The 14,300-nt window shown below is 65.9% G+C and carries 10 protein-coding genes; 1 reads left to right on the plus strand and 9 read right to left on the minus strand.

Annotated elements, in window-relative coordinates; all coding sequences use genetic code 11:
• Positions 1 to 214: 214 nt before the first annotated feature.
• The 9 genes from ASE59_RS17345 to murB form a co-directional block, all read right to left on the minus strand.
• Positions 215 to 433 (minus strand): hypothetical protein, encoded by a 219-nt coding sequence (locus tag ASE59_RS17345; protein ID WP_056459304.1) that lies wholly within the window; start codon positions 431 to 433, stop codon positions 215 to 217.
• A 168-nt stretch (positions 434 to 601) separates the two neighbouring features.
• Complete coding sequence (locus ASE59_RS17350; RefSeq protein WP_056459308.1) at positions 602 to 2,533, minus strand: Ig-like domain-containing protein; 1,932 nt, start codon at positions 2,531 to 2,533, stop codon at positions 602 to 604.
• 419 nt (positions 2,534 to 2,952) lie between these two features.
• Positions 2,953 to 4,542, minus strand: a complete 1,590-nt coding sequence (locus tag ASE59_RS17355; protein ID WP_056459311.1) for a hypothetical protein — start codon at positions 4,540 to 4,542, stop codon at positions 2,953 to 2,955.
• The gene (locus tag ASE59_RS17360) at positions 4,542 to 4,808 is read right to left on the minus strand and encodes a spike base protein, RCAP_Rcc01079 family (protein WP_056459314.1); all 267 of its coding nucleotides are present in this window, start codon (positions 4,806 to 4,808) and stop codon (positions 4,542 to 4,544) included. Before ASE59_RS17360 ends, ASE59_RS17355 begins: the two co-directional genes overlap by 1 nt.
• Positions 4,809 to 5,250: 442 nt before the next feature.
• The gene (locus tag ASE59_RS17365) at positions 5,251 to 6,948 is read right to left on the minus strand and encodes a TolC family outer membrane protein (RefSeq protein WP_056459318.1); all 1,698 of its coding nucleotides are present in this window, start codon (positions 6,946 to 6,948) and stop codon (positions 5,251 to 5,253) included.
• A 175-nt stretch (positions 6,949 to 7,123) separates the two neighbouring features.
• On the minus strand, positions 7,124 to 8,509 hold the full coding sequence (locus ASE59_RS17370) for an HlyD family type I secretion periplasmic adaptor subunit (RefSeq protein WP_056459321.1): 1,386 nt from the start codon (positions 8,507 to 8,509) through the stop codon (positions 7,124 to 7,126).
• A complete protein-coding gene (locus ASE59_RS17375) occupies positions 8,506 to 10,347 on the minus strand; it encodes a type I secretion system permease/ATPase (RefSeq protein ID WP_056459322.1) in 1,842 nt (613 codons plus the stop codon). The genes ASE59_RS17370 and ASE59_RS17375 overlap by 4 nt, the downstream gene beginning before the upstream one ends.
• Positions 10,348 to 10,393: 46 nt before the next feature.
• Positions 10,394 to 11,680, minus strand: a complete 1,287-nt coding sequence (locus ASE59_RS17380) for a UDP-N-acetylglucosamine 1-carboxyvinyltransferase (protein WP_056459325.1) — start codon at positions 11,678 to 11,680, stop codon at positions 10,394 to 10,396.
• On the minus strand, positions 11,677 to 12,714 hold the full coding sequence (gene murB, locus ASE59_RS17385) for a UDP-N-acetylmuramate dehydrogenase (RefSeq protein ID WP_082458552.1): 1,038 nt from the start codon (positions 12,712 to 12,714) through the stop codon (positions 11,677 to 11,679). Before murB ends, ASE59_RS17380 begins: the two co-directional genes overlap by 4 nt.
• 425 nt (positions 12,715 to 13,139) lie before the next feature.
• Between murB and ASE59_RS17390 the strand changes: the two genes are divergently transcribed.
• Positions 13,140 to 14,120, plus strand: coding sequence for an NAD-dependent epimerase/dehydratase family protein (locus ASE59_RS17390; RefSeq protein ID WP_056459327.1), 981 nt, complete (start codon positions 13,140 to 13,142; stop codon positions 14,118 to 14,120).
• The last annotated feature ends 180 nt before the right edge of the window (positions 14,121 to 14,300 follow it).

Raw genomic sequence — 14,300 nt, forward strand, 5'->3', positions numbered from 1 at the left:
TTTGCGGTTTGTCCGCCGGCTAGGGTGGTTACATGACAGCTATATTAATTGTTCGTAACCAAATCGGACGATGGCCCATCGGTCGGTGCCGTACCATGTTGCGACGGGTCGCAGCACCGCACAGCGGCCAGAACGACGACGACCGGGCACGCGATCACGCGCCCGGTCGTCGTCGATCCCGTGTGCAGCGCCGGGGCGATCCCGGCCGCAACGGTCAGGCGCTGAAACAGTCGTGCATGAAGGGCGGGATCGTCTGCATCCACAGGTTCGCCGCGGGCGTTGCCGCTTCGCCGCGTGGCGAGGCGATCGTGCCGAGGGCCAGGACCGCTTCGGCGATGGCGCGCACTTCGCTGGGCGCGAGGATTTCACTGACCGGGTCACCGCCCATCAGTTCGACCTCGGCAATGATGGCGCAAAGATTATCGAGATGCATGGCTTACCTCCCACCGATTCCCCATCGATAGCCTGTAAAGATGAAGAAAGGATGTGCCAAACGGGGGAGGGGTGTTTCCGGAAATTTTTCGCCTCCCCAGCATCGCCCTTACGAAGAAACGCCGGCCCCGATGGGACCGGCGTTCCTCCATGACCTTGGGTCGATCGATCAGAAGCTCAGATCGCTCGCGTCGGTGCCGACCGAACCGACCAGCGAGTAGACATAATAGGTCAGTCCGCCACGGACGACCGATCCGTCGAATTCGAGCGAGTCGATCGCGGCACCCTTGGTATCGCTGACCAGCAGCGAGCCGGTGTCGCCGGGCAGGGCGAACTTGCCGTCGCTGATGGTGATGATGCCGTCGTTATTGTCGTCAGCCAGCTTGGTGGTGGTCACGACCAGATCGTGCTTGCCGAAATTGCCGATCGTGTCGTTGCCGAGGTCGAGGCCGTGATTGGTGTCGAAGAAGAACACGTTCTTCGACTTGTTGCGGGCATCGCCCATGAAGGCGTCGTCGGCGGTGGTGCCTTCCTTTGCATTCTTGGGACGGGCGCTGGCATCGGCATAGACCGCGTGGCCGGCGTCATCGGTGCCGAGGAAGCGCAGCTTCGACACGCCTTCGATCACGACCGTATCGCCACCCTTGCCACCGTCGAGCGACACCTTGTTCTTCGACAGGGCGATGATGCCGTCATTGTTGCCGTCATACAGCTTGGCGTCGGTGACGAAGAGGTCGGTCTTGTCGAAGCCGACGATGCGGTCCTGACCGGTGCGTGCTTCGTTCGAGAAGTAGAAGACGTCCGAACCGGCCGTGCCCTTCAGGATTTCGTTGGCGCTGGCGTTGCCGTTGAACACCGATGCGGCCTGCAACAGGTCGAGGAACGGATCGGCGGTGACCGGCGGCAGCGTGACCGGAGTCTCGACCGGCGGCAGTTCGATCACCGGTTCCTCGACGACCGGGGCGGCCTCGATCGACAGGTCGACGGTGGCGTTGGTCTTGTGGACGCCGTCCGACGCGGCATAGGTGAAGCTGTCGCCACCGCTCCAGCCGGCGTTCGGCGTGTAGATGAACGAGCCATCGTCCGAGAACTTGATCGTGCCATGATCGGGGCCGTCGACCATGCTCGCGGTCAGCTTCTTGCCTTCCGGATCCTTGTCGTTCGACAGGACGTTGCCGGTCACCGCATTGTCCTGATCGCCGTCGAACGCGTCGTTCACCGCTTCGGGGGCGAGGTTGACGACCGGCGGGGCGACGACCACCGGCGCCTTGCCGGCATCGATCTCGGCCAGGGTCGCCTTCAGATTGTCGGTGACGCCCATGTACAGCGTGATCTTGGTCGATTCGCCGGCCTTCAGCGCGCCGAGGCTGAAGGTCAGGTTCAGCGTCTGATCGGCGGTCTTGGCATAGCCCTTCGCCTGCGAAGTCGCGGTCGCGGCATAGGGATCGAGATTGACGAAACCATAGAAGGAAGCGGTTGCCCGTTCGTCCTGCGAATACAGGAAGAAGGGCGTGTCCTTCTGCAGCATCGCCGTCACCAGCGCGCCGTCATTCTGTTCGATCTTGTTCGCGGTGTCGAACTTGCCGGTCTGGTCGGGATCGGCGGTCCGCATGTAACGGACGTCGTTCATCGTCGTTGCCGAATTGTTGGTCAGCGTGACGTCGATCTTGATGTACTTCGCGTCATCGGCCAGCGTGATGGTCTGCGCGATGCCGAGCTTGTCCTTGGTCGCGCCGTTCCATACCGCCTTGCCTTCTTCCGCGGTGCTGGCGTCGCTCAGCGTGCCCTTGATCTGGTAATAGCCGGTCAGCAGCTGGTTGCTCTGAACGACCTTGTTCGAACCGATCGTGTAGCCGACGTTGAAGCCTTCGATCGAGCGACCCTGCAGCAGCACGTCGTCGAGGGTGGTTGCCTTGCCCTGGCCGAAGCCGTCGAGGTCGGCGAACATGCCGACGCGCAGGAAGCCGCTGTCGGCGTCGGTTGCAAAGCCCTTCGGTGCGTTCTTGGTGGTGCCCAGATTGCCGTCGGCATTGACGCCGATGCTCAGATAGGTGCCCTGAAGATGAAGTTCGCCGTTTGCGATCGCGCTGTTGATGGTCATCGTTTTTCCCCGCCGAAAAGAACTGCAAAATTTCGTCGGAACTCGCGGTGAACAGTGCTTGGCTGCTTCGCGAACCCAAGGACCATAAACACCGAATCCCTTTTCCGATGTTCTAAAACACTAGGTTATAAGGATGTTTACCGAAGATCGCTGGTCTTCCACGTGCTGGTTGACCGGCCTGAACTTGGTGGATTGGAGCCGACATCGGCGCACGTGCGATCTATCTGGCGTCCCGTGGCGAAACGGGAAATGGTAGACTTCCCGTTTACCTTGTCATCAAAGTATAGGTCGTCGGGCGGTTCATCTACGTCGGTGCACGACTGGTCGACGCCATAACGACATCTGTCCGATCGCGGGACACGCGTCCCGCTATGGAACCGGTCGGCGCAGCAGGCCAAGCGGCTGCGCCGGCAGGCTCGTTACGGCGTGTAGGATAAAAGTCGATTTCGCGCCGGATTGCCCGAATTCGTTGCGCCGTCATTGCCGATCCACAGCGAATTGCCATGGATATGAACGCCTTCGACCGAATCGGCACCCGTCAGCACCTCGATCGAGACCTGATTCGGCCCGCCATAATCGCCGGTGCGCAACCGCAGCAGCGATCCGCTCGCGCCGTTCGCGCCGAAAGTGACCAGCAGGTCGCCGACGGCATAGTCGCCCTGCGCCGATTCGACGACGAAGGCGTGGTCGCTGTTGGCCGGCAATTCGATCGCACCGGTGCGCGGACGACCCTGCCGGTCGTACAGAACCAGTTCGTTCGATTCCCGCACGATCCAGAAACCGTCACGTCGCGAATCATAGGCGATGCCGTTGTCGCCCGGCAGAACCTGGACCGGCGTACCCGACAGCGCGCCGCCGGCCGGGTCGAAGCTCGCCAGAAAGGTCTTGTCACCACTGCTGCCGGTCTGTTTCAGCAGGAACCAGATGCGTCCGGTCGTCCGGTCGCACGTCATGCCCTGCACCGATCCGGCGAAATCGCCCGACAGGCCCAGCCGGGTCAGATCGAACTCCTCGTCGATCGCCGACAGATCGGGCTTCAACCGCGTGAACAGCAACGTCGTCCGCGCCGCGCGGCCATTGCCAAGATACCAGCGTCCGGCAAGATCGCGGGTGACGCCGCTCACCGCCATGCCGCTGCCCGTGGTGATCGGTGCCGATCCGTCGGGCAGGGCAATCGCCTGCGCCAGCGCCAGCGTCCGACTGACGACCGCGGGCAGGGGCGCGACGCCGACATCGCGCATATAGGTCGCGATCGCCGCGGCCAGCGTCTGGTGCTGCGCATCGGACAGCGTGCCCCCAGCGACGAAGGCGCAGAACTGCCCCTCGGCATAGATGTCGTTGGTCAGTCCCATGCCGACCGTCGCCGATGCCGGGGTGGCCGACGCCGCCGAATTGGTGGTGCCCGCCACCCGGCCATTGATGATCTGCCGCAGCCGCGACGAACTGCTCCGGTCGATCGCGGTGAAGCCATAGCCGGTATCGACCGTCCCGCCGGCGACCAGCGTCGATCCGTTCAGCCGACCGGTGCTGGTGTTGCTGACGTTGCGCGGGTTGATAAGCAGCGAACTACCGGTGATCGTGCCGATCGGTGCCGCCGGGTTGCGCGCATCCTTTCGCGTCCACGCCCCGATCATCGCCGCGTTGCGCTGGAACTGCGTGCCCGCGACCGGCACCAGCGCGGTATCGATCCAGTCGTCGAGCCCGTCGCACCAATAGCCGCGATCGGTGACGAACAGCGGCGCGCCGCCGCCGATCGCCGCGTCGCGCCGTCCGGTCCAATTGAGCAGCGCGACCTTCGGGCCGTGCGCGGCAAGCAACAGCAGCGTATCGAGCCGCCCCCAGATGTCGGCATCGATCAGCGCGCCGATCAAACGGTCGATCTGCGCGGTACGCTCGATCGAGGGTGGCGGGTCCATCCGTGCGATCAGGTCCCGGGTCGGACCGCGCCATGATGGCGCCGCTCGCCGCCGCCCGCGTGTCGCGGCGATGTTGAGTGCGAACCCCAACATCAGCCGAGCGCCACGATCGCGGTGGCGGTGGTCCCGGTCGCCCGCACGAACTGCGCCCGCAACGGCAGCACGCTGCCCCCCGGCACCGCGCTCAACACGACGTCGGTGCTGTTGTCGATACAGCGCAGCGCCACGTCGCCGCCGCCGCCGATATAGAGTGCCTTGGGCAGCCGGAGCAGCGGCACACTGTCGCTGGGTGTCACCGCCACGGCGCTGCGTGCCGGGCCGACCGGCGAATCGGTGAAGGACTGGAACGGATCGGACATGCACTTTCTCCCGCTGGCGATCCGGCTGGATCGTTCATGGTTCGTTCCATGGACGGCGGGTTGTAGGAAAGTGTTTTCGTCAGGTCAGGCAGCGATGCTTCGCCGCCCGCCCGATCGGCTCGCCCGCCTCGATCGAACCCTATGAAAATCCGCTACCTATCCAAGAACCGGTCCGTACCCCGGCCGAGACCGGAGCCAAGTTGGGGAACGAGCGTGAACCGCTGGAAAGCGTTGCGGTCTGGAACCCGGCGTCCGACCGGATTCGGCAGGGTTGGGATGTCGGACTTGCCTTCTGCAAGGTCTCTCCCGCGAGGGATGCCGTAGAGCGAACTTTCGCAAAGATTGGCGACAGGCCCGGGGTCGCAGAGATGTGCCGTTTTCCTTCGCCGCCGGCATGGCGGAAACTCGCAGCCGGACTCGAAAGCCCGGCCGCGAGCCGGCATCAATCGTCCTTGCGCGCCGCCGCCGGATTGCGCCGGGTCGAGGGCGGGGCGGCATCTTCCGCAGGCAGCGCGATCGCGCCCGGGTCGCCGAGCATCGGCAGTCCGGTGCCGAGCGGACGGCCGGGCAGCGGCGCGGTCGGCGGCAGCAGGTTCGGCGGGCCGGCGACCGGCACTTCCGGCGGCGCCTTGGGATCGTCGGGCGCGCGGGCCAGCTTGTCGAGCACGCTGACGAAGGGCTGGAAGGGATCGATCTGCATCGCCTTCTGCTTCTTCAGGTTGCGCTCCATGTCATAGGTCGCGGCACCCGGATTGAGCAGCGCGGTTTCCAGCCGGCCGATATAGGTCAGCAGCGTCGCCTGCGAGCTGTAGCGCTGATATTCGGCATTCGCGACGAGCTGCTGCGCGTTGAGCAGCCGCTGTTCCGAATCAAGCACTTCGAAGTTCGACCGGAACCCTTCCTGGAATCCGCGCCGGACACCCTCCAGCGCGCGGGCCGCCGCCTCGACGCTGCGCAGGCCGATGCTTTGCTGTTCGCCCGACGAGATCGTCTGGTTCCAAGCCTGCTGCACCTGCGACGTCACGCCGCGCCGGGTCGCCTCGACGGTGAAGGCCTGTGCCTGCTGGTTGGCCAGCGCCGCCCGGACGCGCGAATCGACGACGCCACCGGTCAGCAGCGGCACGGTCAGCGTCGCCGATGCGCTCGCGCCGCGCCGCAGATTGTCGAATCCGATACCGTTCGGGTCGTTGATCCCGATCGACGCATCGGCGCTGAGCACCGGATTGCGCTCCGCACGCTCGGCGGCGACGCGCGCCCGCGCACCGCGTTCGTTCAGGATCGCCTGCCAAAGCGCCGGGCTTTCCTGCTCCGCACCGCGATAGGCGAGGTCGATCGAGGCCGGAATACCCGGCAGGATCGGCGGCGGAGTCAGATTGCCCGGATTGCGCCCGACCGCCGCGGCAAAACGTGCGCGGCTGCGCTGCAGATTCGCCTCGCCCTGCGCCAGCTGCGCCTGCACGAGGCCGAGCTGCGCCTGTGCCTGGTTGATGTCGGTCTGGGTCAGGTCGCCGGCACGTTCGCGCGCCTGTGCCTGATCGACCTGCCGCTGGTACGAATCGACCGAGCGGCGCTGGATCGCGATCAGCGTCTGGTCGCGCAGCACCGATGCATAGGCATCGACGACCTCGAACAGGATGAAGCTTTCGACCTCTCGCAGCCGTTCGCGCGCCGACAGCACGTCGGCTTCCGCCGCCGAGACCTGCGCGGCGGTGCGCCCGCCATTGAACAGGATCTGCGACGCGGTCAGCGACGCACCGGTCGCACGATTCCGGTTGGTGACGAGGTCGTTGAAGAAGATCTGGCGCTGGACCTGTTCCTGATAGCGTACCGTGCCGACCACGCTCGAGCGCAGGCGGTAGGGCGAGCTCGCCTGGATCACGGTCTCGTCGATCGCCCGCAGCTGGGCACGTTGTGCCTCGAGCTGGGGGTTGTGGCGATAGGCATCGGCGACCGCCTCGGCCAGCGTCTCGGTCCGCGCAGTCGGGTCGGCGGGCAGCGTCGGCATTTCCAGCGATACCGGATCCGACCGCATCGCGGCCGGGGCGGGCGGCGTCGGCCGGGTGACCGGCCGCGTCGTCGGGCGCGCGACCTGCGCCATCGCCGGCGTGACGCCGGTCAGCGCGACCGACAGCAGCAGCATTGCTCGCGAACGAAATCCCGCCGGCATAAAATCCCCCTTGTCAGGACCATCCCCCGGCTTCCCTGTCCGGGCGGGCGGTCGTGTCGATGCCGCGATCCTTATCGCAGCGCCCGACGGATGTAACCATGATAAGTGCCGGACGTGACGCGTTTGCGCCCGTCCGGCACGGTTTGGATCAACGCTCGTGCAGCGACCGGCGGAACGCCTCGGTCAGCGGATCCAGCATATATTGCAGCGCGGTGCGCGGACGCAGCTTCACCAGCACGCTGACCGGCACGCCGGCGCGGATGCCGGTGTCGGCGCCGCGTACTTCCTTCAGCATCGCGATTTGCGACTGCGGCACGACGATCTCTGCGGTGAAGTAGTTGCGGCCCGACTTTTCATCGACCAGGCTGTCGGCGGACACGTTGCGGATGTTGCCGAGCAGGATCGGCAGATCGCGTTCGTGCAGGTTCAGGAACTTCACCTCCGCCTGACGCCCTTCATAGACGCCGTCGATGTCGCTCGGATCGAAATTCGCGCGCACGACCAAGGGCGCCGCATCGGGCACGATGTCGAGGATCGGCTGCCCCGCCTGCACCACGCCGCCTTGCGAGAAGACGCGGAGTTCGACGACGCGGCCCGCGACCGGGGCGCGGATCACGGTGCGTTCCAGCTGTTCCTTCGCCGCCAGCCATTTCGGCATGACCTCGTTCAACTGGAACTGCGTGTCACGCAGCAGCGTCGCCGCATCCTCGACATAGCGCCGCGAGGTCGCGATCGACGATTCGCGTGCCTGGCCCACCTGTTCGCGGGCGGCACGGGCGCGGGATGCATAATCGGCATCGGCCCCTTCGAGCTGCTGGATCGAACGTTCGATCTGGCGGACCGAGTTGCGCGAGACATAGCCCTCATCGGCCAGCCGCTTGGTGCTGGCCAGCTGTTCTTCCAGCGAACGGCGCTGTTCGGCGCTGGCGCGGGACTGGGCCGAATAACCGCCGATGCTCTGCGACGCTTCGGCCTGTTGCTGGCGGATCACCGCGCGGTTCGCCGTCAGCGCGTTGTTGCGCGCATTCTGCTGAGCGAGCTGCAACGTCTTGGCCCTGGCGACCAGCACCTTGTCGTCGCCGGTCGCCTGCGCGAAGCTGGCTGGCCACTGGATCGGCGTGCCGCGAATTTCGGATTCCAGTCGCGCGCGCTGCGCCTGCAGGTCGATCACGCTGCCGGCAAGGGCGCGTTCGGTCGCCGCGACCTCCGCCCCGCGCAGGCGGATGATGACTTGGCCTTGGTTGACGTGCTGGCCCTCGCGGACGTCGAGATGCTCGACATAGCCGCCGTCGCGGTGTTGCACCGTCTGGCGATTGCCCGACACCACGACCCGGCCGTCGCCCGCCGCCGCGGCGTCCAGCCGGGCGAACGACGCCCAGCCGAGCAGTACGACGAAGAACAGCACGGCGATGATGATGCCGGTGCGCAGCGCCTTGTTCGGTGAATCGTCGATTTCCAGCCGTTCACGGATCGCCTGCGCCACCGGCACGACGCTTTGCCCCGACTGGGGGGCATTGACCAATTCGCCGCTCACGCTTCACCTCCATTGGCGCGGTTGCCGCTCGACGCGGCAACCGTCCCGTCATTACCCGGCAACGGCGGGGCGGGCGGCGGGTTCGCCGGTCCCTGGCCCCCTTGCGGCGGCGTGCCGCCCGGTCCACCCGCGCCCTGCTCTTCCATCTGCGGTGCCGCGGGGCGGATCACCTTGCTGCGATCGTCGTAGATCTGGATCACGCCGTCGCGCAGCAGCATCACCTTGTCCACCGCCTGCAACAGCCCCGTGCGGTGCGTCGACACGACCACCGTCGCGCCGCGCTCGCGCAGATGCCCGAGCGTCTCCATCAACCGCCCCTCGGCACTGATGTCGAGGTGGGCGTTGGGTTCGTCGAGGAACAGGATGCGCGGGGCACCGAACAGCGCGCGCGCCAGCGCCACCACCTGCCGCTGCCCGGCCGACAGACCGCCGCCCTCGCGCATCGCCAGCTGCGTGTCGTATCCGCGCTCGAACCGCAGGATCAGGTCGTGAGCACCGGCCAGCTGCGCGGCGGTCACCACCTGCGCATCGAGTTCCTGGCCCGTAATCCCCTCAAATTGCCGGAAGCGCGAGATGTTCGAATGCACCGTCGCCGGGAACAGCGTCGGCGTCTGCGGCATATAGCCCAGATGCCGGCCCAGCTCCTCGCGGTTCCAGTCGGTCAGGCTGGCGCCGTCGACGCGGATCTCGCCCTCGTCGGGATCGATCGCCCCGGCGAGCGCGCGCAGCAGCGTCGACTTGCCGGCACCCGACGGCCCGACCAGCGCGACGATCGTGCCCGGCTCGATGGTGAAGCTCAGCTTGTTCAGCAGCACCCGGTCCGATCCGGGAACGCGGACGGTCAGGTTGTCGACCTCGATCCGACCGACCGGATCGGGCAGCGAGGTGCGCTGCACCGTGACGTCGGGAAGGCGGCAGAACTCGTTCAGCCCCTTATACGCGTTCTGCGCGCTGATGACGTTCTTCAGCGCGTTGAGGATCTGTTCGACCGGCTGCAGCGCGCGGCCGAGGATCAGCGACGCGGCAAAGATCGCGCCGCCCGAAATCTGCTGGTTGATCGCCAGATAGGCACCCAGCGCCAGCGCCATCGACTGCAGGAACAGGCGGAAGAATTTGGTGATCGCAAGGAAGATGCCCGACGTGCCGGCGATATCGCCCTGCGCACGGACCAGATCGGCGCGCTCGACCAGATGGCGGGTGACCAGCGCGCTGCGCATGCCCAGCGCGCGGGCGACTTCGGACGCCTGGATCGAATAATCCTGCGAACGATACGCCATGTTGGTCCGCTGCCCGACCTCGTTCAGCCGGCCCTTGGTCGTCTTGTCGCTCAGCACCGCCAGCGTGATGAGCAGCGCCGAGCTGAGCAGCGCCAGCAACCCGATCAGCGGGTGGAGCAGGTAGGAGATGATGATGTAGATCGGCGCCCATGGCGCGTCGAACATCGCGATGATCGCCGGCCCGGTCAGCGTGCCGCGCAGCGTATCGAAATCGCGCATCGCCTGCGCGCGCTGTGCCGGCGACGCGCCGTTGGCGCCGAGGATGCGGTGCAGGATGTTACCCGCCGCCATCTTTTCCAGCCGCATGCTCGCCTGCAGCAGCAGCTTCATGCGCACCGTGTCGAGCGCCGCGAAGACGATGAGCGATATCGCGAGGATCAGGGACAGGACCAGCAACGTCGCCGTGCCGCGCGTCGGCACGACCCGGTCGTACACCTGCAACATGAAGATCGAGGGTACGAGGTACAGGATGTTGATCAGGCCGGAGAAAATGCCGGTGGCGATGAAATGCCGCCGACATTTGCGCAGGGCTGCCTGCAACGGGTTCGATTCGTAGGACATGGGAAGAAGCCGAATCCCTTTAAAACGGGCCAGTTAGGTGCGCGCGTTATGAACCATGATAGGCAAGCGTAGCGTTAAGACTGCGCGCCTTCTCTAGAAATTTATCATAGCCGCGCTCGATCTGCCACGCATCGCTTATGCGTGTCTGTCCCGCGGCTTTCATACCAAGTAATGCCAGTGCCGCGCCCGCGCGCAGATCGGCGGCGCGGACATCGGCCCCGACCAGCGACGGCGTGCCGATGATATGCGCCGTGCCGTCGCGCACGAAGCTTTCGACCCCCATCCGTCCGAAATCGGGCAGATAGGCATAGCGGCCGGCGAAGCGCAGGTCGACGATCCGCGATTCGCCGCGCGCACAGGCGCCCAGCGCCGCGAACAGTGGCTGCATGTCCGAATTGATCCCCGGATAGGGGCCGGTGCTGATCTCGACCGGATAGGGGCGGCCCGACCGGACGATCGCGACATTGCCGTCGCGAAAGATCTTCGCACCGCTTTCACGCAGGAAGATCAGCGGGACTTCAAGGTCCTCGAACGGAAAATCGCGGATTTCGACATCGCCACCGGTGATGACCGACCCGACCAGCCACGTCATCGCCTCCATATTGTCGGGCATCACCCGCCATGCGGTGCCGGCGAGTTCGGGCGCGCCGGTGATCTCGATGCTTTCCTGGCCATAGACGGTGATCGTCGCGCCCATCGTGCGCAGGAACGCGCACAGATCGAGGATTTCGGGGCGGATATGCGGGTTCCACAACCGCGTCGTGCCCTTCGCCAGCGATGCGACCAGCAGCGCATTCTCGGTCGCGCCGGTCGATCGCAGCGGCAGCACGATCTCCCCACCCGTCAGTCCGTCCGGCGCCTCGGCATATAGGCGACCGTTTTCGCCCCACACCCGCGCGCCCAGCCGGGTCAGCACCAGCTCGTGCAGGTCATAACCGCGCCCGCCCAGATCGCATCCACCGGGCAGGGGTACGCTGCCCGCGCCGGTCCGCGCGACCAGTGCGCCGAGGATCAGCAGCGTGTTGCGGATCGACCGTCCGTCCCAAACCAGTTCGGCGGGCGGTGGCGCGGCTTCCTCGATCGTCAGCGCGCCGTGGGCGAAGGTGCAGCGTTTGCCCAACGCCTCCAGCATCCCGACATGGACCTGCGCGTCGAGCAGCCCTTGCGGATAATTGTCGAGCACGATCCGCTCGGGCGTCAGCAGCGACGCCGCCATCAACCGCAGCACGCTGTTCTTGGCACCGCTCACGGTGACGATCCCCTCCAGCCGCGACGGCTCGACGGTCAGGATGCGGTTGGCGGGCTGTGCGGCGTCGGAATATTGGTCGGTCATGCGGTTGCTCCCGGCAACGTCCGGTCGCCGAGCAGTTCGGCCACCTCATGCGCGGGACGCATGACGCCATCGGGGGCGAGGTGGCGGACTTCGGCGTCCATGGCGATGCCCGACAGGTCGGCGACCGATCGCCGCGCCAGCAGAATCAGGTGCAGCACGTCCTGCGCGCGCGCCCCGCCATTGTTGACGATGAAATTGGCGTGATCGGGCGAAATCTGCGCGCCGCCTACCGATACGCCCTTCAATCCGGCGCGTTCGATGGCAAGGCCGGGCGGGCCGATCCGCGAATAGAGTGCCGGATCGCTGACGAATACCGACCCGCAATTGGCGCGCACCCGCGGGAACTTCGCCCGGCGCGCGGCGAGGATCGACAGCGCCTCGCGCCGCATCGCCGTTCGGTCGCCCGGTGCGAAGCGCAACTGCGCCGACACGACGATCAGGTCGCCGCGCTGCAATCGCGACGCGCGATAGCGATAGTCGAGCTGGTCGTGCGTCAGCCGGCGCATCCGCCCCTGATGGTCGATCGCATCGACATGCGCGACATTCTCGCCAATGCCCTTGCGCTGGCTGCCGCCGTTCATGGTGATCAGGCCGCCCAGCGTCCCCGGAATGCCGATCGCATGGACCGCGCCCGCCATGCCCCAATCGATCACCTGCCGCACGAATGCCGGCACCCACATGCCCGCACCCGCCTCGACCCGCTGTTCGTCCAGCCGGCGGATACCGCCAAGGCCGCGGCCGATCCGCAGCACGACGCCGCGAAACCCGGCATCGTCGAACAACACGTTCGATCCGTCGCCGATCACGATATGGCGCGCGTCATACTCGGCGATCACCGCCAGCGCGGCGGCCAGCGTGGAGGCCGATTGCGGGGTGACGACGATATCGGCCGGACCACCGATGCCCCAGCGGCCGAGCGAGGCGAGCGGCACGCCGGTCGCGACCTCTGCGGCCGGAAGCGCGCGCCGCAATGCGGCAACGACGTCGGCGTCCGGCGCATGGCCCTGCGGGGCAAGATCGGCAGCGAAAGTCATCCGTCCCTGTTCCCCGTTGGCCAGACGTTCCCGGCACCTGGCCGGCCTCGCCGCGCGCCGGCCATATCCCGTGGCGATCGTGCACCGGGCAAGGTCGTTGACCGGCGATCCATTAGATCGTCCGGTTCGACGGGTCCAGCCCCGGCGCTCCGGTCGTCCAAGTCATTGGAAACGCGATACCACGACGACCACGCCAATTTGTTAACGGCCCCCGGGATAGCGCGGTGCCGAGCTACCGTGCGACTTGCATGGCGGGGGATGGCCGATATGCTACGTGCTCCATTGTGTCTTCTTGCGTATGCCGATGTTGCACCGCGGCACGATATCAACATGTTGCGGTAAAGGAAACGGACGATGCGCAACCTTGGAACGGGTCCGGCGACCCCGAACGATCCGACGGCCGGCGTCGTGGCGAGCCGCTGCTGATGGCCGCGCCGATCCTGGTCACCGGTGCCGCCGGCTTTGTCGGCCATGCTACCGCCCACCGCCTGCTCGCACGCGGCGAACGGGTGATCGGCATCGATATCGTCAACGACTATTACGACGTGACGCTGAAGGAAGCGCGGCTCGCGACGTTCGATGGCATCGACGGCTTCACCTTCCACCGGATCGACGTGGCCGATGCCGAAGCGGTCGCGGCACTGGTACGCGATCACGGCGTGCGCCGTGTCGTCCATCTGGCGGCGCAGGCGGGGGTGCGGCACAGCATTGACAATCCCTTTGCCTATGAACGCTCGAACGTCGGCGGGCATCTTGCCATATTGGAGGCGTGCCGCCACGCGCCGGGCTTCGAACATCTGGTCTATGCCTCGTCCAGTTCGGTCTATGGCGACAAGCCGATGGGCGGGGAGGGGTTTCGCGAGGACGAACCCGCCAACCGGCCGGTCTCGCTCTATGCCGCGACCAAGCGCGCCTGCGAATTGATGAGCCAGTCCTATGCCCATCTCTATCGCATGCCGCAGACCGGACTGCGTTTCTTCACGGTCTATGGCCCATGGGGTCGACCCGACATGGCCTATTTCAGCTTCACGAACAAAATCGTCACAGGCTCACCGATCGAGGTTTTCGGCGAAGGCCGCATGGCGCGCGACTTCACCTATATCGACGACATCGTCGACGGCATCCTCGGCGCGCTCGACCATCCGCCCGAACCCGGCGGCCACCGTGTCCTCAACATCGGCGGCAGCCAGCCGGTCGGGCTGATGGACATGATCGAAACGCTCGAACGCGCCATCGGGCGAGAGGCCGTGAAGATCATGAAGCCGATGCAACCCGGCGACGTCACCGCCACCTATGCCGATGTATCGCAACTCCACGCCCTGACCGGCTACGAACCAAAGGTCCGGCTGGCGGAGGGGCTGGGCCGGTTCGCCGAATGGTACAAGGGCTATTACAAGGTCAATTGATCGCCGCCCGGTCATTCCCGCGCAGGCGGGAATCCATAACCGCGACATTGCGAATCCATTGCTAGAACGTGATGACATGAAGCCAATCCGTTCGTCCTGAGTAGCCATTGAGCTTGTCGAAATGGCGTATCGAAGGACCGTCTGTGACAAAGTGCTTCGATACGGGTCTTCGACTTCGCT

Source organism: Sphingomonas sp. Leaf10, assembly GCF_001421245.1.
GTDB lineage: Bacteria > Pseudomonadota > Alphaproteobacteria > Sphingomonadales > Sphingomonadaceae > Sphingomonas.

What these genes read in the sequence shown, in the direction of transcription:
- ASE59_RS17345 (WP_056459304.1), bottom strand. Translation starts at nt 433, where the DNA reads ATGCATCTCGATAATCTTTGCGCCATCATTGCCGAGGTCGAACTGATG.
- ASE59_RS17350 (WP_056459308.1), bottom strand. Translation starts at nt 2,533, where the DNA reads ATGACCATCAACAGCGCGATCGCAAACGGCGAACTTCATCTTCAGGGC.
- ASE59_RS17355 (WP_056459311.1), bottom strand. Translation starts at nt 4,542, where the DNA reads ATGTTGGGGTTCGCACTCAACATCGCCGCGACACGCGGGCGGCGGCGA.
- ASE59_RS17360 (WP_056459314.1), bottom strand. Translation starts at nt 4,808, where the DNA reads ATGTCCGATCCGTTCCAGTCCTTCACCGATTCGCCGGTCGGCCCGGCA.
- ASE59_RS17365 (WP_056459318.1), bottom strand. Translation starts at nt 6,948, where the DNA reads ATGCTGCTGCTGTCGGTCGCGCTGACCGGCGTCACGCCGGCGATGGCG.
- ASE59_RS17375 (WP_056459322.1), bottom strand. Translation starts at nt 10,347, where the DNA reads ATGTCCTACGAATCGAACCCGTTGCAGGCAGCCCTGCGCAAATGTCGG.
- ASE59_RS17380 (WP_056459325.1), bottom strand. Translation starts at nt 11,680, where the DNA reads ATGACCGACCAATATTCCGACGCCGCACAGCCCGCCAACCGCATCCTG.
- murB (WP_082458552.1), bottom strand. Translation starts at nt 12,714, where the DNA reads ATGACTTTCGCTGCCGATCTTGCCCCGCAGGGCCATGCGCCGGACGCC.
- ASE59_RS17390 (WP_056459327.1), top strand. Translation starts at nt 13,140, where the DNA reads ATGGCCGCGCCGATCCTGGTCACCGGTGCCGCCGGCTTTGTCGGCCAT.